Genomic DNA, 21,640 nt, shown 5'->3' with positions numbered 1-21,640 from the left:
CTTATCCTTGTCTTTGTTTATGTTTTGGATTATCGCAAATGATTCGAACGATACCTTTTCGTTTAATCACTTTGCATTTATCACACATCTTCTTTACAGAAGGTCGTACTTTCATTGTGACTCCTGAACTTTTTTTTCCACTGGAATTTTGAGTTAAACTGTCACAGGTTTGACGAGTAATATCAAACCAACAATCGAAAAAACAGTGGTCTTTTTTCGATTATTCTTCACACAGCTTTACAAAAGGGGTAAATTATACAGAATTTAAGCTAATAATTTACTTATACCTATAGGTTATACGCCCTTTATCCAAACTATACGGTGTTAACTCTACTTTAACGGTATCTCCCGGCATTATCTTAATATAATGCATTCTCATTTTACCGGCAATGTGACATAAAATCACATGGCTATTTTGTACTTCAACTTTAAACGTAGCATTGGGTAAAGCTTCTATTACCTTACCGTCAATCTCTATCACATCGTCTTTTGCCATTTTACCTCCCTAATGAATTTACGCTTTTGATAAAATTTCGGCTCTACCGTCTATTATCGCTACGGTATGCTCGTAATGACTACCTCTCAACCCGTCTTTTGAAACAACCGACCATTTATCCGCTAAGATTTTTGGCGTACCGTCTTTATGGCAAATCATCGGTTCTATGCAAAACACCATCCCGTTTTTGATCTTCGGTCCGCTTTTAGGGTTGATTCCTTCCAAATAATTAGGTAGCTCCGGTTCTTCATGCGGCTTTCGACCTATTCCATGACCGCAAAACCCTCGCAAAGGTACAAACCCTTTTTGGAGAATAAATTGCTCTATTGCATAACTCAGTTCTTTAAAGCGCATTTCCGGTTCAATAATATCGATCGCGAAATAAAGCGCGTCTTTGGCACATGCAATCAAAGCTTCGTCTGTTTTTGAAATGGTACCGACACCTAACGTTACGGCAGAGTCACCGTACCATCCGTCAATTTCCGTTCCGATATCCAAACCGATAATATCGCCTTCTTGCAATTTATAATCCGTGGGAATACCGTGAATAATCACTTCGTTGACGGAAGTACACACCCCGGCGGGGAAACCGTAAAGACCTTTAAACGCAGGTCGTGCTCCGTGAGAGTGAATAAAAGATTCACCCATAGCGTTTAATTCTTTCAAACTAAGTCCGGGGTGAATCTGTGTAGAAAGATACTCTAACGTTTTTGCAACGATTTGATTTGCCACCGAAAGTTTTGCGATCTCTTGCGGTTTTTTTATCGTAATAGCCATTGCATTAAAGTCCGACGGCACTCAATGTTTCATATTTATTCATGTACATTTGTGCCTCAATTTTTCGCATCGTATCCAGTGCCACTTGCACGACAATTAAGACAGCCGTTCCACCGAAATAGAAAGGAACGCCCATAAATTTTACAAGAACCCATGGAAGAGTCGAAATCAGTCCTAAATAAATAGAACCCCAAAGCGTCAATCGTCCGGCCACTTCGTTTAAGAAAAGAGCCGTACTTTCACCGGGTCTAACGCCGGGAATAAATCCGCCTTGTTTTTTCAAATTTTCGGAGATATCTTTTGCATTAAAAACAATCGATGCATAAAAATAAGCAAAGAAAATCACGAATAAGAACGTCAGGATATTAAAAACATAGCTATTCGGATTTAAAAAATCGTGAATGGCTTGAACGATCGGATTAGTACTTGCTTGCATGATCGTTGAAGGAAACATCAAAATCGCACTGGCAAAAATTGGAGGAATAACACCGCTCAAATTCATTTTAATCGGTACATAATTCATAATACGTTTATGCTGATTTTGAAGTACCACTTTACGTGAATATGAAATCGGTATACGACGTTCGCCCATTTCAACGTAAATAATGGAGCCTACCGTTGCAAGAATAACCGCTAAAATGCCTATAACGACGAGGAAGTTGAGTTCACCCGTATTCACAAGGTTAATCGTGCCGCCGATAGCATGAGGAATACCCGATACGATACCCGCAAAAATAATCAAGCTAATACCGTTACCGATACCGCGTTGCGTGATTTGTTCACCGATCCACATTAAAAGCATTGTGCCGGTTAACATACTAGCCGCTGCAATCGCCGTAAAAACCGTCATATCGATCATAATAGCACTTTCGCCTGCGCGTCCCGTTAAGCCACCCAAACCAACCGATACGCCGATTGCTTGAATGATCGTAATACCGATCGTTGCATAACGAATAATTTGCATGTATTTTACCATACCGTCGCGTTCTTTTTTCATTTTTCCAAGTGCGGGGAAGGTAGCTGCGAGAAGTTCCATAATAATCGAAGCAGTAATATAAGGCATAATTCCAAGAGAAATAATGCTAAGGCGTTGAGCAGCATTGCCGCTAAACATATTAAACATTCCAAGAGCGTTAGAGCTGTTAGAATCGAAGAACTCTTTAATAACATCAAGATTTACGCCAGGAACCGGCACGTATGCCAGTATCCTGTATGCAAAAATAAAACCAAGCGTTACTAAAATCTTCTTAGTAAGTTCTTGGCTCATTTACTCATTCCGGTAAAAACGACGTTTTCATCTTTAATCTTAGCTGCAAGCTCTTTTGCACCTGCACCGATTAATTTAACTTTAACGACGGTACTTGCCATTTTATGAACGGTACGAATCGCATCAACCGTGATTTCGCTTAGATCAGCGACGGCTTTAATTTTGTCGATATTGATAACGTAAGGTTTTTCGATTTTAGAAGTAAAACCGACTTTCGGCAATCTTCTTTGAAGCGGTTGTTGTCCGCCCTCAAAACCTCTTTTTTGCTTATAACCCGTACGAGATTTTTGACCGTTAGCACCGCGGCTAGCCGTTTTACCCATACCGCTACCTTGACCGCGACCTACGCGTTTGATCTCTTTGGTAGAATTTTCTGCGGGTGTAAGATTATCTAATGCCATGTTTCGTCCTTTTGTGCCGTTTAGCTTTTAATCATGCTAAGAGCTTTAATCGTTGCTCTTACCACGTTAGAAGCATTATTTGAACCGAGTGACTTAGTCAAGATATCTTTAATACCTGCAAGTTCAACAACCGGACGCGTTGCACCACCGGCGATTACGCCGGTACCGTCGCTTGCCGGTTTAAGAATAATACGACTTGCATTAAATTTTACTTCAACGTCATGAGCGATCGTAGAACCTTTAATGTTCACTTTAACGATGTTTTTAAACGCATCGTCAACCGCTTTACGAATTGCATCGGGAACCTCTTTTGCTTTTCCAAAACCAAAGCCAACAAGACCTTTCTTATTTCCAACAACGACCAGTGCTGTAAATCTAAAACGTCTACCGCCTTTAACAACTTTTGTTACGCGGCCGATGTTAACGATGACTTCTTCAAACTCTTCTCTGTTATATTTTTCCATTGAATCGTTTTCCTCTTTTTGATCTTTACAGCACTATGCCGTTTTCACGAAGACTATCTGCAAAAGCAGCAATGACGCCGTGATACAAATAACCGTTTCTGTCATAAACCACTTGCGTCAAGTTCTTAGCCTTAAGTGTTTCGGCAAACGCTTTTGCTACTTCTGCCGCACCGGCTTTACTTGAATTAAATCCTAATTTTTTACCGTCAACGCTTGCAAGCGTTACGCCGCTAAGATCGTCAATGGCTTGTGCGTAGATATATCGATTCGATTTAAATACGGAAATTCTAGGTCTTAATTCCGTACCGGAAATATCGGCTCTAATTCTTCTTTTGCGTTTAACGCGTAATGCAAGTTTACGTTTTAAAATATTTGCTTTCATTCCCTACCCTTTACTTCTTAGAAGTTTTTCCGGCTTTACGGATAATAGTTTCATCAGAATATTTAACACCTTTGCCTTTGTAAGGCTCTGGAGCTCTAAAACTTCTAATCTCGGCAGCAATCTGACCCACGACTTGCTTGTCGTTACCTTGAACCGTAATAACGTTTTTTTCAACGACGATTTGAACGTCTTTTGGAAACTCATAGTTAATCGGATGCGAAAAACCGAGTTGAAGTTCAAGGACGTTACCGCTAACGGCAGCTCTGTAACCAACGCCGTTAATCTCTAGTTGTTTTTTAAAGCCTTCGGTTAAGCCGGTAACGATATTTTGACCGAGTGCGCGATAAGTTCCCCAAAACGCACTGCTTTGTCTATCGCTACCTTTTGGAGCGAATACGAGTTCACCGTCTTCGACCTTAGCCTCAACATTACCTTTTGTATCCAATACTTTTTGGACACTTCCTTTTTTAAACTCTACCAAATCACCGCTCACCGATACTTCGAGACCGGCTGGTATCTTAACAGGTTTTTTACCGATACGTGACATTTTCTTCCTTTTACTTGTCTACGATAAGCTTACATCTTAGATATGGATATCGAATACCATAAAAGAAGCGCTAATTACCAAATACTGCAAATAACTTCGCCGCCAAGCCCTGCTTTGTGCGCGTCGTCATTACTCAGAACACCTTTTGACGTACTAACGACAATCGTACCGTAACCGTTTTTAAAGCGTTTGATCTCATCGGAACCCTTATAAACGCGGCGACCCGGTTTAGAGATTTTTTTCACTTCATTGATAACTTGATTGCCTCTTGCGTCATACTTTAATACGACATTAATGAATTTTTTAGGACCTTCTTCAACAACGTTAAAACTTTCGATGTAACCTTTGTTTTGGAAAATCACTAAAATTGCTTCCACAAGCTTAGAATGCATTAATTTTGTTACGTCAAGTCTTCTCATTGACGCATTTCTGATTCTTGTTAAAGAATCTGCTACGAGATCATTAATCATGCTCTTTTTTCCTTACCAGCTTGCTTTTTTGAGGCCGGGAATCAGACCTTCATTCGCCATTTTACGTAAACAAATTCTGCAAATACCGAAATCTCTGTAAACCGAGTGTGGGCGTCCGCAAATTTGGCAACGCGTGTATGCTCTTACTTGAAACTTAGGCTTTCGTGCAGCCTTTGCAATCATTGATTTTTTAGCCATCTTATTTACTACCTTTTACGAACGGTAAGCCAATAAGTTCAAGAAGTCTAAACGCTTCTTTATCGTTATTAGCGGTGGTTACGATTGTAATATTCATACCGTGAGTTTTCATAATATTATCATACACGACTTCCGGAAACATCAATTGCTCGTTTAAACCGAAATTGTAGTTTGATCGTCCGTCAAAACCCGTTCTTGGGAGTCCTCTAAAGTCTTTTACTTTTGGGAGGGCAACACAAATGAGTTTATCAAGAAATGCATACATTTTATCTTTACGCAATGTTACTTTAACACCGACGGGATAACCTGCACGCACTTTAAAACCCGCAACGGATTTTTTAGCGTTGGTAATAACCGCTTTTTGTCCTGCAATCAAAGAGATCGTATCGGCAATATTTTGCATAAGTTTGCTGTCTTTGCCTTCTTCACCCGCACCGACGCTGATGACGATTTTTTCGATTTTAGGAGCCAACATAGGGTTTGTAATATTAAACTCTTTAACCAATGCCGGTTGCACTTCGGCATTAAATTTTTCTTGCAATCTATTCATTATTTACCCTCTACTTTAGCCACGTTAGAGACATGAATCGGCTTTTCGACATTCGCGAAACCGCCTTTTGGATTGCTCTCGCTCGGCTTGATGGCTTTTTTTACTACTTTGCAACCTTCAACAACGACTTGAGACGTTTTAGGCATTACTTGAAGTACTTTTGCCTCTTTGCCTTTATCGTCGCCCGCGATAACTTTTACGGTATCGCCTTTTTTAATTTTCATCTTCGTCGCCATTATAATACCTCCGGTGCCAAAGATACGATTTTCATAAAGTTTGCATAACGAACTTCACGACCGACGGGTCCAAAAATACGCGTACCGATTGGCTCTCTTTTATTATCGAGAATGACGGCGGCATTTTCATCGAAACGAATCAATGAACCGTTTTCTCTTTGGATCTCTTTTTTGGTTCTAACGATAACCGCTTTAACCACTTGTCCTTTTTTCACTTTACCGCTAGGGAGTGCTTTTTTAACGGAAGCGATAATGACGTCGCCGACTGTCGCATAACGACGTTTGCTACCGCCGAGAACTTTAATACACATAATCTCTTTAGCACCGCTATTATCAGCTACGGCTAATCTTGTAAAACTTTGTATCATTATTCAACTCCCACTTTAACGATTGCGCTCAGTCTAAAAGACTTTCTTTTGGAAAGTGGTCTGCACTCGATTGCGCTTACCGTGTCGCCGATTTTTACTTGGTTGCTCTCGTCATGGACTAAGTATTTTTTGAAACGCTTAACGAACTTACGATATCGTGGGTGCATAACGCGTCTCTCTACCAAAACAGTGATAGTTTTATCACCCGTTTTCTGAACAACTACGCCTTGAATCTCTCGTTTTAAAGCCATTAGTTACTCCTACTTGTTTTGAGCAGAAATTGCCGTATGAATACGTGCGATATCTCTTCTAACTTCTTTAATCTCATTCGGATTAGTCAGTTGCATTGTTTTTAGCTTTTGTCTTAACGTAAACAAAAGAACCTTTTTCTCTTTCAACAACTCTAAAAGCTCTGACGTGCTTTTGCCGTTTAAATCAATATACTTCATTTTCGCTCTCTCGAGTTACGATCTTGGTTTTGAAAGGCAATTTATGCATTGCAAGGGTTAACGCTTCACGCGCCAACTCTTCGGGAACACCTGCCATTTCGAAAATAATTCTACCGGGCTTGATATTCATAACCCATTTATCTACCGAACCCTTACCTTTACCCATCCTGGTCTCAAGCGGCTTAGCGGTTAAAGGTTTATCAGGGAATACGCGAATCCAAGTCTTAGCTTGACGTTTTACATGTCGTGTATACGCAATCCTCGCCGCCTCAATTTGGCGTGAATCGATACGTCCGGCTTCAACGGCTTTTAAACCGATTTCGCCGAAAGAGATAGATGCACCGCTACCGGCTTCACCGCGATTGCGGCCTTTCATCTGCTTTTTATATTTCGTACGTTTGGGCATTAACATTAGTTTTTACCTCTCTCTCTACGTGCTCTTGGCTTACGCGTATTTTCTTTTTCAGGTGCTTCGTCTTTTTCCGGAGCAAGCCCTTTTACAAGAACCTCACCTTTAAAGATCCATACTTTAACACCGATAACACCGTATGTCGTATGCGCTTCAGCAAAACCGTAATCAATTTTTGCACGAAGCGTATGAAGAGGAACGCGTCCTTCAAGGTACCATTCCGTTCTCGCCATCTCAGCACCGCCAAGACGTCCTGCAACGGAAATCTTAATACCTTTTGCACCTGATTTTTGGGCACCTTGGATCACTTTTTTCATCGCACGGCGGAACGCAACACGACGCTCAAGTTGCATAGCAACGTTTTCGGCACAAAGTTGTGCGGAAGATTGAGGGCGTCTCTCTTCTTTAATGTTGACGTTGACGTCTTTATCGATTAATTTACTGAGTTTAACTCTTAATTTTTCGATGTCAGAGCCTTTTTTGCCGATAATGATACCGGGACGTGCGGCAACGACCGTTACTCTAAGCTTTTTAGCGGTTCTCTCGATCAAAATTTGACTTACGCCTGCATAATAAAGCTCTTTTTTCAAAAATGTTCGGATTTTATAATCTTCACCAATACTTGTTGCTAAGGTTTGTTTACCCGGAAACCAGCGTGAATCCCAGTTTCTATTGATACCAAGTCTTAAACCAATCGGATTTACTTTTTGACCCATCTTAGTCTTCCTTCTTTGCTGCTTTTGCTACTTCAACCATAATATGAGAAGTTGGTTTACGAATACCGCCTGCGCTGCCTCTAGCTCTTGGCATAAAACGTTTAAGTACCGGACCTGCGTCAACGCGGCAAGAAGCGACAACGACTTCATTCGGTTCAAATCCACCGTTAGCAACGGCAGAAGCGATCACTTTAGAGATAATTTTCGCACCTTTATTTGGCATGAACTCTAAGCTTGCCATAGCAAATTCGGCATTCATTCCTTGAACTTCGCGGGCAATGAGTCTTGCTTTTGTAGGTGATAAACGGATAAATTTTAATACTGCTTTACTCATCTTCTTACCTACTTACCGATTTTTTTCTGAACAGAGCCTTTGTGACCCTTAAACGTACGCGTTGGAGCAAATTCGCCCATTTTATAACCGATGTGGTTTTCCGTGACGTATACGGGAACAAAGTTTCTACCGTTGTGAACATTAAACGTTAAACCGATCATATCAGGAATAATAGTACTTCTACGAGACCATGTCTTAATCGGCTTACTGGATTTTGTCTCTTTTGCTTCGAGTGTTTTTTTCAACAAATGAGCGTCAACAAAAGGACCTTTTTTTAGCGATCTAGCCATCTATTTTCCTTTTCTTCTAGAAATAATCAGTTTGTCGCTCGCTTTTTTCTTACGAGTTTTTCTACCTTTGGTCGGTTGTCCCCATGGCGTTACAGGATGACGTCCCGAATTGGTTTTACCCTCACCACCACCGTGCGGGTGATCCACTGGGTTCATTGCAGAACCACGTGTTTGAGGACGAATACCGCGATGTCGGTTACGACCCGCTTTACCGATAACGACGTTTGCCCAATCTTCATTTCCGACGACGCCGATTGTAGCCATACATTCAGCCAAAACTTGTCTCATTTCACCGCTTGGAAGTCTGACCATAACGTATTGAGTCTCTTTACCCATAAGTTGAGCGTAACCGCCGGCACTTCGTGCCATTTGTCCGCCTTTGCCGGGTTTAAGTTCGATGTTATGCAAAATCGTACCGACAGGAATGCTTTTGAGTTTCATTGCGTTACCCGGTTTAATATCAAGACCGGACTCAGCCGCTTGAATTTTATCGCCGATTTGTAAGCCTGATGGTTGAAGAATATAACGTTTTTCACCGTCAGCGTAATTGATAAGCGCAATTCTACAGTTTCTGTTCGGATCGTATTCGATTGCGGCAACAGTACCTTCGATGTTAAATTTTGTACGTTTAAAATCGATAATTCTGTAGAGTTTTTTTGCTCCCGCTTCTTTATGGCGAGATGTGATTCTACCATTGTTATTTCTACCCGCAGTTGCTGCGATTTTCACAAGAAGTGAAGGAACGCTTGCTTTTGCGGTAATATCACCGGAATCAAGACTTGTTAAAAATCTACGACTCGGAGTGTAAGGTTTAAATGATTTTATTGCCATGATTACGCCTCCACATTCTCTAGTTTAGCGCCCTCTGGCAACTGAACATAAAACTTTTTAAAATCATTACGTTTGCCTTCAATGCCTTTAAACTTTTTCACTTTACCCATAACGCGAAGAGAATTGATTTTAAGCGGCGTAAAACCGAAGTAATTTTTCAAAACCTCTTTAAGTCCGTTTTTCGTCATTCTTACAGATGTTTGGATGACGACCGTGCCATTCTCTTGAAGGCTCAAGCTCTTTTCAGTATAAAGGATTGCTTTAATATCAGTAATATCAGCCATTCTTAGCCCTCTTTCGTGATTGTTTCAAGCACTGATTTTTCGATAACAACCGCATAAAATGCCGTTGCTAAATACGCATTGAGTTCGTTTGCTTCTACAAGGTAGCAGTTTTGAATGTTTCGAAACGCTAACAATGTTTTTTCGTCAACCAACTCTTTTACGATCAACGCATCTCTGGTTCCAAGCGTTTTAATGATTTGCGCCGCTTCTTTGGTTTTACCGGATTCTACGCGAATCGAATCGACAACAAATAACGCATTGTTCGCCGCTTTTTCGTTTAAAGCGTATTCAAGTGCTAGTTTTTTTTGTTTTTTGTTTACTTTTTGATCGTAATTTTTATTGGCTTTGGGACCGAATGCCGCACCGCCGCCTACCCATACGGGGCTTCTTCTACTACCCGCACGCGCGCCGCCTCGACCTTTTTGTGCCCAAGGTTTTTTACCGCCGCCGCTTACTTCGCCTTTGGTTTTTGTGTTTGCCGTATTTGAGCGAAGCGCCGCTTGGTATGATTTGACATACAAATATAAGTTATGTGAGTGAATGTCGCCGTATGCCTCCGGAAGAGCCATCGTGCCGGCATTTTCAAATTTTTCGTTTAATACGATTGCGCTACTCATTTAACAATCCTTGCTTTACCTAATGATCCATTGGCACCGGGAACGGAACCTTTAACGGCTAAAATACCATTTTGAGCGTCAAAAGAAACAATCTCGTTTTTGACCGTCACTTGGGTGTTACCGTAGTGTCCGGGCATTTTTTTACCGCGTTGAACGCGACCGGGCCATTCGCGGTTACCGATTGAACCGGGAGCTCTGTGAAAACGGCTACCGTGTGCACCTGGACCACCTTGAAAATTGTGACGTTTGATGACACCCGCAAAACCTCTACCTTTTGTTTTCAAAGACACTTTAAGCGTTTTTGCTTCGCCCAAAGGTGCCGTATCCAAATCACCGGCTTCTTGGTTTGCAACGTCAAGCGTTACAAAGCGGTTATATTCAGCAGAAAGGTTATACTTTTTTTGCTGACCCGCAATGGCTTTGTTCATTTTTTTGCCACTAACATATGAAACTAAAGCACGTTTGTTCTCATCGACCGAACATACTTTGGCATCCAATACTCTGAGTAACGTGACAGGAACGCTTGGTACTGCAATTGTTCGGCTCATGCCGATTTTTTCAATAATATATTCCATCATTACCCCTTATTTACCCATTGCTCTTACTTCAACATTGACTTCAGGCGCAAGATCAAGCTTCATGAGTGAATCAACGGTATCTGTGGTTGCAGACACGATGTCAATCATACGTGCATGAATTCTCATTTCGAATTGCTCTCTAGAAGTTTTGTTTACGTGCGGTGATCGAAGCACCGTATAGCGCTTGATTTTTGTAGGCATAGGAATTGGTCCGACGATCTCGGCTCCAGTTCGTTTAACAGCTTCGACGATAGCTGCAACAGATCTGTCTAAAACTCTATGGTCGTACGCCTTGAGTTTAAGTCTAATTTTTTCCATTCAGGACCCCTGTAAAGAACTTGTCATCGTGATGATGACCTAATTAAAGGACTGTGATTTTACTATAATAGATAGCAAAAGTCAAGAAATATAGGGCTTTTTGATAGAAGTAAGTCTATTTTATTTCCTTTTAAAAAGGAAAACTATATGATATTCGTCAAGGAGTCAACCATGGAATCTTTACAATTTTTATACGAAATCCCTCTTAAAAATCCTTTGTTTATTGATCGTAAAATTTCGATTCAGTCTAAAAAAGTTTTATTAGACGGACCTCGAAAAAGCGGGAAAACCTCTTTAATTCTCGATCATTTAAGCCATTACGAACTCAAAGAGTATTTGTATCTCGATTGGGCAGACGAACGCATCGATAAAAACGAAATTATCGAACATTTAAACGATTTTATCCGCCGTCATCCTATCCGGTTGTTGATTGTGGAAAATTTTGATTTTTCATTTGAATTGCCGCGCGTCGAAGAGATGATTATTTCGACTTTTACTTCTACATGTAAGCCTCTTCAAGGTTTTGAGACGCTCACGCTTTATCCGCTGGATTTTGAAGAATTTTTGGCATTTGACAAGAAACACTCTAATGTCGAGCATCTTTTCAACCTCTTTACCGATCAGGGCACTTTCCCGTATTTGATTCAACAAAGTGAAAGCGAACATGCCAAACTGACGCAAGAGATGTTGCATATCGTTTTGAGAGATCCTTTAGAGTATGTAATCTACAAACGCTTTTGCGAACTCCAAGGCTCAAAAGTTTCGCTGTTTCAAATCTACAACTACCTCAAAAGTATGACGAAGATTTCCAAGGATAAACTCTATGCGCTCGCAATGCGCCTCATAGATCAAAGGCTACTTTTTTTAGTGGAAAAGTACCGCCAACCTAATGCTAACAAAAAGGTTTATTTGATCGATTTTACCTTCAAAGACGCACTGAGTTTTAAAAAGGATTTTTTGAAACGCTTTGAAAATATGGTCTTTTTAGAACTGATCAAACGCGATAAAATCATTTATTACGAAGAAGGTATCGAATTTTATCTGCCCGAAGAATCTTTGGCGATTTTGTGTGCGGGATTTTCCACAACGCAAGCCATTGAAGCAAGGCTTCAAAAACTTTTACCCTTCTTTTGGGCTTTACATGTTAAACGCGTCGAAGTGGTAACGCTCAGCAGCGAAAGTGCTCAAGACATCGAAGGGCTGAGCTTTTCGATCATCCCGTTTTGGGAATGGGCACTACAACTCTCGTGAAGGCGTGATAAATTTTTGAATCGTAATCGCGTTTCCTTTTTTGTTAAAATAAAAATGGTCTAAAAGCTTTCGAATAATCACAAAACCGCGTCCGTTGAGTTTATGAGGATTGATGACGATGTTTTTGAGCACCATCGTGTCAAATCCCTCACCTTGATCGCTAATCGTTGCTTCAAAAAGTTCGCGATTGCCGTTGAGGAAGAGTCCGTAAACGATTTTAATTTTTTTGCGGCGGTGCAAAGCTTCAAGACGTTGCATCTCGTCGTCGAATAAATTGTGCTCTATCAAATAATTTTTTCGCATTTTATCGACACCGAAACTTCCGTGTTCCAGTGCATTGAGTAAAAGCTCCGAACAGGTAAGTAAGATTTGACTGGACGTTTTAGGATCGATGGCGGCCCTTTTGAGATCATCCGCCACAACCATTAACGCTTGGTCGATCGCTTCGTACGTGCTCTCGATGCGTAAGGTCTTAAACGCTTTGGGGACTTCGAGTCGTTGAATAAAGATATAGGTTAAATCGTCGTCGCCTTTACCGATGCGCGTATTGACCTTGTCGTGAAACTCTTTTACGCAAAAGGCTTCGATAAAATCTTGCTTGACGCACGAAGCGTACGCTTTTTCGTCATTTAAAAGACTTTCGCTCAATCCGTCGCTGTAACAGAGCATTTTAACGATAGCATGCGTTGAAAGCGTTCCGATACGAATCGATTCGGTAAAAATGCTTAAGGGCGGGTTATTGCTTCGAATCGATTGACACGCTTGATTCTCTTCCATCATAAAAAAAGGAGGCATGCCGCATGAAGCATACTTGAGCGTCGAAGTGTGGACGTCGTACTCCATAAGTAACACCGAAATAATCTCTTCGTCAAAAAGATTGGTTTGTATAAATTTTAATAATTTTTTCGTCCAGATTTCCAGATGAAACGCAGAGTCTTCTTCCATCTCGTCAAAAAAGTAGTTCAAAAAGCGCGTCGTAGCCATCGCCGTCAAAGCCGCCGTGATGCCCTTGCCCATCGCATCGGCGATAAACCCGACCAAGCGCCCGTCTTTCGTTTTTCGCAAAGAGTAGGTATCACCGCTAAGCGTGCTGTGCGGTTTATACGAAATATCGACGCGCAAAAGCTCTTTTTTTCCGTTTTTGTGAAGGTCGATTTGTTGGTAATACAGATCGTTTTTAATCACGAAAAGTTCTTTATTAAACGCTTTGTCCAAATCTTCTTTGACATGTAGCATACGCTCTCCTTGTCGGTATACCTTTGCAAGGTATCTCGTGAATTTTAGCAAATCTATATTAAACTTCCTTAGCTTGGATAAGGAGATGATATGTTATGCGGAATTGACGAAGCGGGTCGCGGATGTTTGGCGGGACCTCTTGTCGTGGCGGGCGCGGTACTCAAAGAACCCGTTGCAGGACTCAACGACTCCAAACTGTTAAGCGAAAAGCACCGTGAAGCTCTTTTTGAAACCCTTTTGGAAAAAAGCGAATCCAAAATCGTCTTTTGCGATCACGCTATGATCGATACCCGAGGACTCAGTTTTTGTTTACGCCACGCGATCGAAACCATCAAAGCTCACTTTAGCACGCACGACATTCTTATGGACGGCAATTGTACGTTCGGCGTGGAGGGCATCTCAACGATGGTCAAAGCCGACGCGCTCGTTCCCGAAGTCAGTGCCGCCAGTATCCTTGCCAAAGTCTCGCGCGATCGTTACATGTACGAACTAGCACCGCTTTATCCCGAATACGCTTTTGAAAAGCACAAAGGCTACGGTACGGCTTTACATGTCGATCGTATTCGTCAATACGGGTATTGCGACATTCATCGCAAAAGCTTCAAACTCAAACAGCTTTCTCAACCGACGCTTTTTTAAAACAATTTGATAGCAACTATTAAAATTAAAGTATACGAAAGCTTTATTACTCTATTATTTCAATAACTATTATCAATGACTTAACCCAAAAGCATTGATCATTACTTTAGAAATGAAGGAGAACGTAATGGTTGATCTATCGCAGATCGATAAAAATCAAAAAGCATTCATTAAAACTATCCACGCACAACATAGTTTAAAAAAACGCTTACAGTCGCTCGGTCTTAGTGCCGGACAAGAAGTTCAAGTCGTCGAGACGAGTTTACAAAAAAACACGATCAAAATCGCACTGGGTTTTAGTTCGGTCGCTTTACGTTTAGACGAAGCCAAAACAGTCGAAGTGGAGCTTGCTTCATGAAAAAAATCACCATTGCCCTCGTCGGTCAGCCTAACGTCGGAAAAAGCCATTTAGCCAACGCCATCAGCGGTTCCAACCTTAAAATCGGTAACTTTGCGGGCGTTACGGTCGAAAAAGCGACCGCCAAACTTCGCACGGACGATTATGCGATCGAATTTATCGATTTACCCGGTCTTTATTCGCTTGAAGATTTTTCCGCCGACGAAAAAGTAACCAAAGAGTTTTTAAAAAAAGGCGACTACGATCTCATCGTCAACGTGTTAGACTCGACCAATCTTGAGCGTAACTTGATGCTCACGACGGAACTGTTGGAGTTAAATAAAAAAATCGTTTTAGCTCTCAATATGGATGACGAGGCCGTCAAAGAAGGCATCAATATCAATGCCCAGAACATGAGTAAAATTCTTTCCGTTCCGTGTATTCGCGTCTCTTCCAAAACCAAATACAATATCGAAACATTGGTCGATACGATTATCGACGTTCACGAAAAAGCCTTGATACCTTCCAAACTGATTTACGGTAGCGAAGTCGAAGATCAACTGCAAACGATTGCGCGCTTTTTAGAAGAGAAACACTTTACCATCGAAGGTCTAAGCTACCGACAAATCGCCGTCGGACTGTTATGGCAAAAAAGAGAAATCTACGCCATCGTACACGAACACCCGCTTTACGTCGAACTTCAACCCATTCTTAACAACGCCTTGGGACATGTTTACATGTACTGCCAATGCGACGAGATCGACGAAGTCATTCACCGCCAGCACGCGGCGTTTGCCAAGGGTTTATGCACCGAAGTCTTGAGCGTTTCCAAAATCAAAGCGCAAAGCGTAACGCAAAAAATCGATGCCGTTTTGATCCATAAATTTTTAGGTCTCCCTATCTTTGTTTTTTTAATGTGGGCACTGTTCCAACTCACGTTTACGTTAGGTCAATTTCCGATGGATTGGATCGAAAGCGGTTTTGGTTGGCTCGGTGAAACGCTAGGCGAAACCATCGACAACGAAGCACTCAAATCGTTGATTGTCGACGGTATTATCGCGGGTGTAGGCAGCGTTTTGATGTTCTTACCGAACATTATCATTCTCTTTTTAGGCATCGCTCTTTTAGAAACGACCGGCTACATGTCAAGAGCCGCTTTTTTATTAGACGGCTTTTTCCACAAGTTCGGTCTACACGGTAAAAGTTTCGTTCCGCTCGTCACGGGCTTTGGTTGTTCCGTTCCGGCTTACATGGCGGCACGAACACTTAAAAATAAAAAAGATCGTTTGCTGACGATGTTTATTATCGGATTTATGAGTTGCGGCGCGCGACTTCCCGTTTACGTTCTTTTTGCCGGAGCGTTTTTCGACGAAAGCATCGCCGGAAACGTTTTATTTGCCATTTATATTTTCGGAGCGATTTTAGGGCTCATTGCCGCTAAAATTTTACGCGTTACCGCCTTTAAAGGCGAAGACGAACCGTTTGTTATGGAAATGCCCAAATACCGTCTTCCGAGCCTTAAACTGCTTTGGTTTATGGTTTACTCCAAATCGGTTCTTTACCTTAAAAAAGCGGGAACGTTTATTTTACTCGCTTCGATGTTAATTTGGTTTATCAGCTCTTATCCGAAAAACGACGTCATTGAAGAAGAATACGGCGCAAAAATAGAAGCCCTTCAAGCGACGCAAGAAACGCAAGCAACGGATAAAGAAGCCTTAACAGCTCAAAAAGACGACACCGCTCAAGCACAAGAAACAGCACCGAGCGACGATAAAGTCGCTTCCGCCGAAGCCGACAAAGAAGCCCCTGTCGCAGATCCAAAAGAGAGCGCGGAAGAAGGCACAAGCGTTGAGGATCAAATCGCCGCGTTGGAAAACGAAAAACATGAAAAAATCATGGAGCAAACCTATCTCGGTATGGCGGGAAAAGCGGTAGAACCGTTTTTTGCACCGCTCGGATTTGACTGGAAAATGGGTGTTGCAACCCTCAGCGGTCTTGCCGCAAAAGAGGTGATCGTTTCAACTTTGGGTGTTTTATACGCACTAGGCGATGAAGTGAGCGAAGACGACGCATCGTTACGCGATATTATCAAAGAAAATATCAGCTTCGCCTCCGCTATGGCGTTTATCGTTTTCGTTATGGTCTATTTACCGTGCCTTGCGGCAACCGCTGTTTTCTACAAAGAAGCGGAGAGTCTCAAACACACCGTTTTATTGGTGCTCTTTACGTTTGCGACCGCATGGGTTTTAGCGTTTATTACCTACCGCGTCTTGCTTTTATTCGCCTAAAAGAGCTTTAATCGCTTCTTAGAAAAAACACGTTATGATTTGCCCATCGAGGAGTTTTCTCATGGGCAAATATATCGCGTTATTCTTACTTTCGTATTCGCTTTACGCAACCGACTCCGTCAATATCGGCATTTATAACAATCCCCCTAAAATATTTTTTGATACCGAAAATCGACCGGCGGGCTTTTTCGTCGATCTGATCGATGCCATTGCACAAGAGGCTCATTGGGATATGCGCTATGTGCCTTGCCAATGGGAAGAGTGCTTGCAAAAGCTTGAAAGCGGGGAAATCGATATGATGCCGGACGTCGCCTATTCTAAAACCCGTGAGGCGCGTTTTGACTTCAACGACGAAGGTGCCCTTTCCAGCTGGTCTGTCGTTTACACGCATTCCGCTACCCCCGTGAGCTCTATTTTGGATTTACACGGTAAACATGTTGCCGTTTTAAAAAACAGTATCCAAACCGAAGCCCTCAAACACGAAAGTTCCCTCTACGATATTAAACCTATTTTTCTCGAGGTCGACAGCTTTAAAAGAGCATTTGAATTGCTCAAACAAAAAAAAGTCGATGCGGCAATCGTCAATAATTTTTACAATGAGCCCCATGCCGCAACGGTCTATAAAACAACCGTCGTACTCAACCCCGTCGTTTTAAAATTTGCATTGACCAAAGGCGCAAACGCTTCATGGAAACAACGCTTAGACGAAGGGTTAAAAACGTTAAAAAGCGACCCTCAATCCGCTTATTACCGAGCCAAAGCACAATGGCTGGATACGCCGCAACCGGTCGATAATCCGACGCCGTGGTTGCCGTGGATTTTCGGCTTTGGTGGGCTACTTGTACTGCTTTTGACCTTACTGCTTTTCCGGCTTAAACACCGTTTAAATGCCGCGATCGCATCCCTGAAAGAGGCGGATCAACTGCTCTTCATCCAGTCGCGCAGTGCCGCAATGGGCGAAATGATTACGATGATTGCCCATCAATGGAAACAACCGCTCGCAATTCTTTCCGCCATTGCCAACCAGATTAAGGTAGACGGCGAGTTGGGCGTCGTTAAACCGGAAAAATTTAAACGTTATTACGACGATCTTTCAATGCAAATCGTTGATCTTGCACGTACGATCGACGATTTTAAAGACTATTTCAAGCCCAATAAAGCAAAAGAGCCGATCGACGATCCCAAGACGCTCATCGACATGACGCTTTCCCTGATCGGGAAAACGTTCGAAAACGAAGGTATCGAAGTTCGCACAAGCATACAAAACATACCGCCGCTGTATTTGTATAAGAACGATTTTATTCACGTATTATTAAATCTTTTAAACAATGCACACGAAGCTTTTGCGCATCATGCGACCCATAAATACGTTGCCATTCGTGTATCCGTTGACGCGAAAAACTGCTTTAGCGTTGAAGTAGAAGATAATGCGGGAGGCATCGACGAGGAGGTCAAAAAACATATTTTTGAGCCCTATTTTACGACAAAAACAAAGAGTAACGGCACGGGACTAGGGCTTTATATGAGTCAAAATATTCTCAAAAATTACTTTCACGGTAGGCTAAACGTGCGCTCCGAAGGAGCTATCACGTGCTTTACGATCAGCATACCTTTAGAGTATGTAACTCAGCCGTAAATACGGCGTAAATGCTCCATTTGCGAACCGAGATTTAACAACACCATATCGGCGACGACCAAAGCCGCCATCGCTTCGGCAACCACGCTTCCGCGCACCGCGATACACGGATCGTGTCGCCCTTTTAGCTTACATGTCAGCTCTTTTCCTTCGGTATCGATCGTCTCTTGCGCGACAAAGATGGAAGGCGTTGGTTTAAAATAGACCTTACATGTCAACGTATCGCCGTTGCTAATGCCGCCTAAAATACCGCCGCTTTTATTGGTTTTAAACCCGTTGCTATCGATAGCGTCGTTATTTTCGGAGCCTTTGAGCCTTGAAGCCTGAAAGCCTTCTCCGATCTCAACGCCTTTGACGCCGTTGATACCCATCATCGCTTCGCACAAAATAGCGTCTAATTTATAGTACAACGGCTCTCCCAAACCTTTGGGCATACCTAAGACGTGTACCAACGCAACGCCGCCGATCGAATCGTGTGCATTTTTGGCTTCTAAAATCGCCTCTTTTTGTGCCGCTTCGACGTTCGCGTCAAGTGCGTAAATCTCGCTTGCGTTGACACGATCAAAATCGTATGAATGCGCTTCGATCCCGCCGATCGCGCAAATACCGCTTTGAACTTTGACATGTAAGGCGTTTAGCATCAACTTCGCAATTGCACCCGCCGCAACACGCGCCGCCGTTTCCCGCGCACTGCTACGCCCGCCGCCGCGATAATCGCGCAAACCGTACTTGTAAAAATAGGTAAAATCGGCATGTCCTGGACGGAAGAGATTTTTGACGTTTTCGTAGTCTCCGCTTTTTTGATTTTCGTTAAAAATAACCATCGCAATAGGCGTTCCGGTACTTTTCCCTTCAAAGACGCCGCTTAAAATTTCAACCTTATCGCCCTCTTTCCGTGCGGTGGCAAAAGCATTTTGACCGGGACGGCGTCGATCTAACTCGCGTTGAAGAAACGCCTCGTCGATCTCAAGTCCCGAGGGTACGCCATCAACCACGCATCCTATCGCGCGTCCGTGAGACTCGCCGAATGTCGTAAAACAAAACTTTTTACCGAACGTATTGCTGCTCATCGTGTCTCTTTTTTCAAAATTTCAAGTGCTAACATCGCCGCTTTTTGTTGTGCTTCTTTTTTGCTTTTTCCGCTCGCAAGCGCCAAATCGCGCCCGCGCACGCTAACGGCGATTTCAAACTCTTTTTTGTGATCCGGACCGAACGAACGAACGAGCCGATATTCGGGCGTCATCCCGAAATGCGCCTGCGTCAACTCTTGCAAAGTCGTCTTATGGTCGTGAAAAATAGCGTCCATATCGATTTTCGGATACGCTTCTTCTAACAACTCGACCGCCAAACGTCGTGTAAATTCCAATCCCGCTTCCAGATACAACGCCCCCATAATCGCTTCAAACGCATTGGAAAGCAAAGAGGGTTTTTCCCTTCCGTTGTTATTTTCCTCGGCTAAGGAGATAAAGATGCATTCGCCCAAACGAAGCAAGCGCGCCAAAACTTCAAAACTTTTTTCGTTGACCAACGAAGCACGAAGTTTGGAGAGCTCGCCCTCGGCAACCTCTTTAAATTCGAAGAAAAGATACTCTCCGACGATCAAATCCAACACCGCATCGCCTAAAAATTCCAAACGTTCGTTATTGTAGGGTTGTTTGGAACTTTTATGCGTCAGTGCCTCGATTATCAGGTTTTGATCCTTAAACTGATAACCCAAACGCTTTTGTAACGCTTCTAATCTTTTTTGCATAGTGTCGACTCCGTAGACTGAATTTTAAGAGCTTCTTCTTTGGCGATTTTATCGCACGTTTCGTTTTCAAGATGCCCCGCATGACCTTTGACCCAAATACCCTGCACGCGATGGGGCTTAGCGACGCTGAGATACCGTTGCCATAACTCGGGATTTTTGACTTTAACAAACGCTTTACGCCGCCAACCGTCCAACCACTCGTTAATACCGCGAATCACGTAACTCGAATCGCTGATTAACGTCACGTCGCACGGCTCTTTGAGTGCCGCAAGCCCTTCAATGACGGCAAGAAGTTCCATTTGGTTGTTCGTGGCGCAGGCTTGTCCTCCGCTGATGATCTTCTCCTTATCGCCGTACCGCAAAATTGCACAATAACCGCCTGCTCCCGGATTTCCCAAAGAAGAGCCGTCACAGAAAAGAGATATTTTCTTCATTCTCTGTTTGAATCAATTTGGATTGAATCGATGCGGTATGAACGCTATGGCATTGAGGACATCGGTAAAAATGGATCGGGAAAATTTGTTTGCACTCGCGACACACGTACTCAAACCCGACGGTCGCTTTCGTAAATTCAAGCGTCCGCAACCGCATCATGACGTCCAAGGCAAAAGGAACGTCCGCATCTTGGGGAGCATAAGGCACTAAGCCTCGCGCCATCGCGACGTAGCGTACCAAAGGCTCGCTCGAGGTCGTAATATCGTACACCATAGGATCGACGTACCACAAAAGATCGATCATCTCTTCAAAAGGAAGCGTCTCAAAAAAACGCTTTTCGATAGCGATACCGTTTTCTTGCATGTGCTCAAAAAGTTTACGGCGTAAAAAGGGCGCTTTTTCACACAACGCTAAAACACGTTCGATTTTGTCGTTTTCTTTGAGGTTTTTATCCTTTAAAAGCCCGAGTGCTTTCAAATAGGTCCGTTGAAGCGCGACGTTTGCGCCGAGTTCTTCCAAAGAGTCCAAAACTTCTTCGGCTTTAACGTATTCTTGCAATTGTTCGTAAGCGACGCTTAGGTATTTCAAAGACTCTTCGTTTCGAGGATGCAGGCGTAAAGACTCTAAAAACACTTCGGAGCTTCGACGCAAAAAACCTGCTTTAAAGTAGGTTTTCCCGAGCGTCGAGAGCAAATACTGCTTCTCGTCTTTGCCTTTAACGCGTTTGAGCGTAACCAAATAGATATTGATCGCTTTTTCGTAATCGCCGCCTTTGGAATACGCATGCGCAAGCAACGCCAAAGACTCTAGCGGAATCGAAGCGTCTTCAAGGAGCTTTTTGTATTCGTTTTCGTCGGTTACGATCTCAAATTTTTTGACGAATTTTTCGATGCTTTGTTTCTCTTCTTTGTTTTTAAAAACACCCCACCAATAGTTTGCGAACGAAATCACGAACACAATCGCACACAAAATAATCACGCCGAATAACGGATCGCGATACGCTATAAAAAAATTATCCAAATTCAACCCTTTACATGTACGGTGCCGACACCGACAAAAATACGCGATGAGAGATCCCTACTTTTT

General features: G+C 42.7%; 33 protein-coding genes and 1 pseudogene. 5 read left to right on the top strand and 29 right to left on the bottom strand.

Features of this window, described 5'->3' with window-relative positions:
* Position 1: 1 nt before the first annotated feature.
* From rpmJ to rpsJ, 24 genes and pseudogenes are all read right to left on the bottom strand, one after another.
* Positions 2 to 115: a 50S ribosomal protein L36 gene (rpmJ, locus tag UCH003_RS02300; RefSeq protein ID WP_060825270.1), complete on the bottom strand. Its 114-nt coding sequence runs from the start codon at positions 113 to 115 to the stop codon at positions 2 to 4.
* A gap of 162 nt (positions 116 to 277) precedes the next feature.
* Positions 278 to 496 carry a translation initiation factor IF-1 gene (gene infA, locus UCH003_RS02295; RefSeq protein ID WP_012857710.1) on the bottom strand — a complete coding sequence of 73 codons (219 nt, stop codon included), beginning with the start codon at positions 494 to 496 and terminating at the stop codon, positions 278 to 280.
* 18 nt (positions 497 to 514) lie between these two features.
* Positions 515 to 1,273 (bottom strand): type I methionyl aminopeptidase, encoded by a 759-nt coding sequence (gene map, locus UCH003_RS02290; protein ID WP_060825269.1) that lies wholly within the window; start codon positions 1,271 to 1,273, stop codon positions 515 to 517.
* 4 nt (positions 1,274 to 1,277) lie between these two features.
* Positions 1,278 to 2,540 (bottom strand): preprotein translocase subunit SecY, encoded by a 1,263-nt coding sequence (secY, locus tag UCH003_RS02285; RefSeq protein WP_039673501.1) that lies wholly within the window; start codon positions 2,538 to 2,540, stop codon positions 1,278 to 1,280.
* Positions 2,537 to 2,941 (bottom strand): 50S ribosomal protein L15, encoded by a 405-nt coding sequence (gene rplO / locus UCH003_RS02280; RefSeq protein WP_060825268.1) that lies wholly within the window; start codon positions 2,939 to 2,941, stop codon positions 2,537 to 2,539. The genes secY and rplO overlap by 4 nt, the downstream gene beginning before the upstream one ends.
* Before the next feature lie 20 nt (positions 2,942 to 2,961).
* The gene (gene rpsE / locus UCH003_RS02275; RefSeq protein ID WP_012857714.1) at positions 2,962 to 3,405 is read right to left on the bottom strand and encodes a 30S ribosomal protein S5; all 444 of its coding nucleotides are present in this window, start codon (positions 3,403 to 3,405) and stop codon (positions 2,962 to 2,964) included.
* 25 nt (positions 3,406 to 3,430) lie between these two features.
* Positions 3,431 to 3,787, bottom strand: a complete 357-nt coding sequence (rplR, locus tag UCH003_RS02270) for a 50S ribosomal protein L18 (protein ID WP_039673505.1) — start codon at positions 3,785 to 3,787, stop codon at positions 3,431 to 3,433.
* 10 nt (positions 3,788 to 3,797) lie between these two features.
* Complete coding sequence (gene rplF, locus UCH003_RS02265; protein WP_039673507.1) at positions 3,798 to 4,334, bottom strand: 50S ribosomal protein L6; 537 nt, start codon at positions 4,332 to 4,334, stop codon at positions 3,798 to 3,800.
* Between the two features lie 74 nt (positions 4,335 to 4,408).
* The gene (gene rpsH / locus UCH003_RS02260; protein ID WP_039673509.1) at positions 4,409 to 4,804 is read right to left on the bottom strand and encodes a 30S ribosomal protein S8; all 396 of its coding nucleotides are present in this window, start codon (positions 4,802 to 4,804) and stop codon (positions 4,409 to 4,411) included.
* A gap of 12 nt (positions 4,805 to 4,816) precedes the next feature.
* Complete coding sequence (locus tag UCH003_RS02255) at positions 4,817 to 5,002, bottom strand: type Z 30S ribosomal protein S14 (protein WP_012857718.1); 186 nt, start codon at positions 5,000 to 5,002, stop codon at positions 4,817 to 4,819.
* Position 5,003: 1 nt separating this feature from the next.
* Positions 5,004 to 5,552 carry a 50S ribosomal protein L5 gene (gene rplE / locus UCH003_RS02250; protein ID WP_039673511.1) on the bottom strand — a complete coding sequence of 183 codons (549 nt, stop codon included), beginning with the start codon at positions 5,550 to 5,552 and terminating at the stop codon, positions 5,004 to 5,006.
* The gene (gene rplX / locus UCH003_RS02245) at positions 5,552 to 5,788 is read right to left on the bottom strand and encodes a 50S ribosomal protein L24 (RefSeq protein WP_039673513.1); all 237 of its coding nucleotides are present in this window, start codon (positions 5,786 to 5,788) and stop codon (positions 5,552 to 5,554) included. The genes rplE and rplX overlap by 1 nt, the downstream gene beginning before the upstream one ends.
* Entirely contained in the window at positions 5,788 to 6,156 is a 369-nt protein-coding gene (rplN, locus tag UCH003_RS02240; RefSeq protein ID WP_012857721.1) for a 50S ribosomal protein L14, read from the bottom strand. The genes rplX and rplN overlap by 1 nt, the downstream gene beginning before the upstream one ends.
* Positions 6,156 to 6,407, bottom strand: coding sequence for a 30S ribosomal protein S17 (gene rpsQ / locus UCH003_RS02235; RefSeq protein WP_012857722.1), 252 nt, complete (start codon positions 6,405 to 6,407; stop codon positions 6,156 to 6,158). Before rpsQ ends, rplN begins: the two co-directional genes overlap by 1 nt.
* A 9-nt stretch (positions 6,408 to 6,416) precedes the next feature.
* Entirely contained in the window at positions 6,417 to 6,605 is a 189-nt protein-coding gene (rpmC, locus tag UCH003_RS02230) for a 50S ribosomal protein L29 (protein ID WP_039673516.1), read from the bottom strand.
* Positions 6,592 to 7,017 (bottom strand): 50S ribosomal protein L16, encoded by a 426-nt coding sequence (gene rplP / locus UCH003_RS02225; RefSeq protein WP_039673518.1) that lies wholly within the window; start codon positions 7,015 to 7,017, stop codon positions 6,592 to 6,594. The genes rpmC and rplP overlap by 14 nt, the downstream gene beginning before the upstream one ends.
* Positions 7,017 to 7,730, bottom strand: a complete 714-nt coding sequence (rpsC, locus tag UCH003_RS02220; protein WP_060825267.1) for a 30S ribosomal protein S3 — start codon at positions 7,728 to 7,730, stop codon at positions 7,017 to 7,019. Before rpsC ends, rplP begins: the two co-directional genes overlap by 1 nt.
* A gap of 4 nt (positions 7,731 to 7,734) precedes the next feature.
* Positions 7,735 to 8,064 (bottom strand): annotated as a pseudogene (gene rplV / locus UCH003_RS02215) (50S ribosomal protein L22); the annotation flags it as partial.
* Positions 8,065 to 8,072: 8 nt separating this feature from the next.
* Positions 8,073 to 8,354, bottom strand: a complete 282-nt coding sequence (gene rpsS, locus UCH003_RS02210; protein ID WP_039673524.1) for a 30S ribosomal protein S19 — start codon at positions 8,352 to 8,354, stop codon at positions 8,073 to 8,075.
* Positions 8,355 to 9,185, bottom strand: a complete 831-nt coding sequence (gene rplB, locus UCH003_RS02205) for a 50S ribosomal protein L2 (RefSeq protein ID WP_060825265.1) — start codon at positions 9,183 to 9,185, stop codon at positions 8,355 to 8,357.
* 2 nt (positions 9,186 to 9,187) lie between these two features.
* Positions 9,188 to 9,469: a 50S ribosomal protein L23 gene (locus UCH003_RS02200; protein ID WP_039673528.1), complete on the bottom strand. Its 282-nt coding sequence runs from the start codon at positions 9,467 to 9,469 to the stop codon at positions 9,188 to 9,190.
* Between the two features lie 2 nt (positions 9,470 to 9,471).
* Positions 9,472 to 10,086, bottom strand: a complete 615-nt coding sequence (rplD, locus tag UCH003_RS02195; protein WP_060825264.1) for a 50S ribosomal protein L4 — start codon at positions 10,084 to 10,086, stop codon at positions 9,472 to 9,474.
* Positions 10,083 to 10,661, bottom strand: coding sequence for a 50S ribosomal protein L3 (rplC, locus tag UCH003_RS02190; protein ID WP_039673532.1), 579 nt, complete (start codon positions 10,659 to 10,661; stop codon positions 10,083 to 10,085). The genes rplD and rplC overlap by 4 nt, the downstream gene beginning before the upstream one ends.
* 9 nt (positions 10,662 to 10,670) lie before the next feature.
* Complete coding sequence (gene rpsJ, locus UCH003_RS02185) at positions 10,671 to 10,982, bottom strand: 30S ribosomal protein S10 (protein WP_012857732.1); 312 nt, start codon at positions 10,980 to 10,982, stop codon at positions 10,671 to 10,673.
* A 171-nt stretch (positions 10,983 to 11,153) separates the two neighbouring features.
* On the opposite strand from rpsJ, the gene UCH003_RS02180 reads away from it, so the two are divergent.
* A complete protein-coding gene (locus UCH003_RS02180) occupies positions 11,154 to 12,233 on the top strand; it encodes an ATP-binding protein (RefSeq protein ID WP_060825263.1) in 1,080 nt (359 codons plus the stop codon).
* On the opposite strand, the gene UCH003_RS02175 is transcribed toward UCH003_RS02180, so the two are convergent.
* The gene (locus tag UCH003_RS02175; RefSeq protein WP_060825262.1) at positions 12,219 to 13,469 is read right to left on the bottom strand and encodes an ATP-binding SpoIIE family protein phosphatase; all 1,251 of its coding nucleotides are present in this window, start codon (positions 13,467 to 13,469) and stop codon (positions 12,219 to 12,221) included. The genes UCH003_RS02180 and UCH003_RS02175 overlap by 15 nt on opposite strands.
* Positions 13,470 to 13,559: 90 nt before the next feature.
* Here UCH003_RS02175 and UCH003_RS02170 point away from each other — a divergent pair, with 90 nt between their 5' ends.
* The 4 genes from UCH003_RS02170 to UCH003_RS02155 all read left to right on the top strand — a co-directional run bounded on the left by UCH003_RS02170 (position 13,560) and on the right by UCH003_RS02155 (position 18,369).
* A complete protein-coding gene (locus UCH003_RS02170) occupies positions 13,560 to 14,108 on the top strand; it encodes a ribonuclease HII (RefSeq protein ID WP_041962393.1) in 549 nt (182 codons plus the stop codon).
* A 127-nt stretch (positions 14,109 to 14,235) separates the two neighbouring features.
* A complete protein-coding gene (locus tag UCH003_RS02165) occupies positions 14,236 to 14,466 on the top strand; it encodes a FeoA family protein (protein ID WP_039673540.1) in 231 nt (76 codons plus the stop codon).
* Positions 14,463 to 16,733: a ferrous iron transport protein B gene (gene feoB / locus UCH003_RS02160; protein ID WP_060825261.1), complete on the top strand. Its 2,271-nt coding sequence runs from the start codon at positions 14,463 to 14,465 to the stop codon at positions 16,731 to 16,733. Before UCH003_RS02165 ends, feoB begins: the two co-directional genes overlap by 4 nt.
* A 61-nt stretch (positions 16,734 to 16,794) precedes the next feature.
* Positions 16,795 to 18,369: an ATP-binding protein gene (locus UCH003_RS02155; protein WP_060825260.1), complete on the top strand. Its 1,575-nt coding sequence runs from the start codon at positions 16,795 to 16,797 to the stop codon at positions 18,367 to 18,369.
* Here UCH003_RS02155 and aroC read toward each other — a convergent pair.
* From aroC to UCH003_RS02135, 4 genes are read right to left on the bottom strand one after another with little or no spacing between them, the layout of a single operon-like run.
* On the bottom strand, positions 18,360 to 19,439 hold the full coding sequence (aroC, locus tag UCH003_RS02150; RefSeq protein WP_060825259.1) for a chorismate synthase: 1,080 nt from the start codon (positions 19,437 to 19,439) through the stop codon (positions 18,360 to 18,362). The genes UCH003_RS02155 and aroC overlap by 10 nt on opposite strands.
* Positions 19,436 to 20,119: a ribonuclease III gene (gene rnc, locus UCH003_RS02145; RefSeq protein WP_039673546.1), complete on the bottom strand. Its 684-nt coding sequence runs from the start codon at positions 20,117 to 20,119 to the stop codon at positions 19,436 to 19,438. The genes aroC and rnc overlap by 4 nt, the downstream gene beginning before the upstream one ends.
* Positions 20,104 to 20,553, bottom strand: coding sequence for a ribonuclease HI (gene rnhA / locus UCH003_RS02140; protein ID WP_060825258.1), 450 nt, complete (start codon positions 20,551 to 20,553; stop codon positions 20,104 to 20,106). The genes rnc and rnhA overlap by 16 nt, the downstream gene beginning before the upstream one ends.
* Complete coding sequence (locus UCH003_RS02135; protein WP_060825257.1) at positions 20,528 to 21,574, bottom strand: tetratricopeptide repeat protein; 1,047 nt, start codon at positions 21,572 to 21,574, stop codon at positions 20,528 to 20,530. The genes rnhA and UCH003_RS02135 overlap by 26 nt, the downstream gene beginning before the upstream one ends.
* Positions 21,575 to 21,640: the final 66 nt, after the last annotated feature.

Origin of the sequence: Sulfurospirillum cavolei, from assembly GCF_001548055.1 — a bacterium.
In the GTDB taxonomy this organism is placed as follows: domain Bacteria; phylum Campylobacterota; class Campylobacteria; order Campylobacterales; family Sulfurospirillaceae; genus Sulfurospirillum.
The sequence above is the reverse complement of the archived record's forward strand: the minus strand, read 5'-3'. Positions and strand labels throughout refer to the sequence as shown.

What these genes read in the sequence shown, in the direction of transcription:
- rpmJ (WP_060825270.1), bottom strand. Translation starts at nt 115, where the DNA reads ATGAAAGTACGACCTTCTGTAAAGAAGATGTGTGATAAATGCAAAGTG.
- infA (WP_012857710.1), bottom strand. Translation starts at nt 496, where the DNA reads ATGGCAAAAGACGATGTGATAGAGATTGACGGTAAGGTAATAGAAGCT.
- map (WP_060825269.1), bottom strand. Translation starts at nt 1,273, where the DNA reads ATGGCTATTACGATAAAAAAACCGCAAGAGATCGCAAAACTTTCGGTG.
- secY (WP_039673501.1), bottom strand. Translation starts at nt 2,540, where the DNA reads ATGAGCCAAGAACTTACTAAGAAGATTTTAGTAACGCTTGGTTTTATT.
- rplO (WP_060825268.1), bottom strand. Translation starts at nt 2,941, where the DNA reads ATGGCATTAGATAATCTTACACCCGCAGAAAATTCTACCAAAGAGATC.
- rpsE (WP_012857714.1), bottom strand. Translation starts at nt 3,405, where the DNA reads ATGGAAAAATATAACAGAGAAGAGTTTGAAGAAGTCATCGTTAACATC.
- rplR (WP_039673505.1), bottom strand. Translation starts at nt 3,787, where the DNA reads ATGAAAGCAAATATTTTAAAACGTAAACTTGCATTACGCGTTAAACGC.
- rplF (WP_039673507.1), bottom strand. Translation starts at nt 4,334, where the DNA reads ATGTCACGTATCGGTAAAAAACCTGTTAAGATACCAGCCGGTCTCGAA.
- rpsH (WP_039673509.1), bottom strand. Translation starts at nt 4,804, where the DNA reads ATGATTAATGATCTCGTAGCAGATTCTTTAACAAGAATCAGAAATGCG.
- UCH003_RS02255 (WP_012857718.1), bottom strand. Translation starts at nt 5,002, where the DNA reads ATGGCTAAAAAATCAATGATTGCAAAGGCTGCACGAAAGCCTAAGTTT.
- rplE (WP_039673511.1), bottom strand. Translation starts at nt 5,552, where the DNA reads ATGAATAGATTGCAAGAAAAATTTAATGCCGAAGTGCAACCGGCATTG.
- rplX (WP_039673513.1), bottom strand. Translation starts at nt 5,788, where the DNA reads ATGGCGACGAAGATGAAAATTAAAAAAGGCGATACCGTAAAAGTTATC.
- rplN (WP_012857721.1), bottom strand. Translation starts at nt 6,156, where the DNA reads ATGATACAAAGTTTTACAAGATTAGCCGTAGCTGATAATAGCGGTGCT.
- rpsQ (WP_012857722.1), bottom strand. Translation starts at nt 6,407, where the DNA reads ATGGCTTTAAAACGAGAGATTCAAGGCGTAGTTGTTCAGAAAACGGGT.
- rpmC (WP_039673516.1), bottom strand. Translation starts at nt 6,605, where the DNA reads ATGAAGTATATTGATTTAAACGGCAAAAGCACGTCAGAGCTTTTAGAG.
- rplP (WP_039673518.1), bottom strand. Translation starts at nt 7,017, where the DNA reads ATGTTAATGCCCAAACGTACGAAATATAAAAAGCAGATGAAAGGCCGC.
- rpsC (WP_060825267.1), bottom strand. Translation starts at nt 7,730, where the DNA reads ATGGGTCAAAAAGTAAATCCGATTGGTTTAAGACTTGGTATCAATAGA.
- rpsS (WP_039673524.1), bottom strand. Translation starts at nt 8,354, where the DNA reads ATGGCTAGATCGCTAAAAAAAGGTCCTTTTGTTGACGCTCATTTGTTG.
- rplB (WP_060825265.1), bottom strand. Translation starts at nt 9,185, where the DNA reads ATGGCAATAAAATCATTTAAACCTTACACTCCGAGTCGTAGATTTTTA.
- UCH003_RS02200 (WP_039673528.1), bottom strand. Translation starts at nt 9,469, where the DNA reads ATGGCTGATATTACTGATATTAAAGCAATCCTTTATACTGAAAAGAGC.
- rplD (WP_060825264.1), bottom strand. Translation starts at nt 10,086, where the DNA reads ATGAGTAGCGCAATCGTATTAAACGAAAAATTTGAAAATGCCGGCACG.
- rplC (WP_039673532.1), bottom strand. Translation starts at nt 10,661, where the DNA reads ATGGAATATATTATTGAAAAAATCGGCATGAGCCGAACAATTGCAGTA.
- rpsJ (WP_012857732.1), bottom strand. Translation starts at nt 10,982, where the DNA reads ATGGAAAAAATTAGACTTAAACTCAAGGCGTACGACCATAGAGTTTTA.
- UCH003_RS02180 (WP_060825263.1), top strand. Translation starts at nt 11,154, where the DNA reads ATGGAATCTTTACAATTTTTATACGAAATCCCTCTTAAAAATCCTTTG.
- UCH003_RS02175 (WP_060825262.1), bottom strand. Translation starts at nt 13,469, where the DNA reads ATGCTACATGTCAAAGAAGATTTGGACAAAGCGTTTAATAAAGAACTT.
- UCH003_RS02170 (WP_041962393.1), top strand. Translation starts at nt 13,560, where the DNA reads ATGTTATGCGGAATTGACGAAGCGGGTCGCGGATGTTTGGCGGGACCT.
- UCH003_RS02165 (WP_039673540.1), top strand. Translation starts at nt 14,236, where the DNA reads ATGGTTGATCTATCGCAGATCGATAAAAATCAAAAAGCATTCATTAAA.
- feoB (WP_060825261.1), top strand. Translation starts at nt 14,463, where the DNA reads ATGAAAAAAATCACCATTGCCCTCGTCGGTCAGCCTAACGTCGGAAAA.
- UCH003_RS02155 (WP_060825260.1), top strand. Translation starts at nt 16,795, where the DNA reads ATGGGCAAATATATCGCGTTATTCTTACTTTCGTATTCGCTTTACGCA.
- aroC (WP_060825259.1), bottom strand. Translation starts at nt 19,439, where the DNA reads ATGAGCAGCAATACGTTCGGTAAAAAGTTTTGTTTTACGACATTCGGC.
- rnc (WP_039673546.1), bottom strand. Translation starts at nt 20,119, where the DNA reads ATGCAAAAAAGATTAGAAGCGTTACAAAAGCGTTTGGGTTATCAGTTT.
- rnhA (WP_060825258.1), bottom strand. Translation starts at nt 20,553, where the DNA reads ATGAAGAAAATATCTCTTTTCTGTGACGGCTCTTCTTTGGGAAATCCG.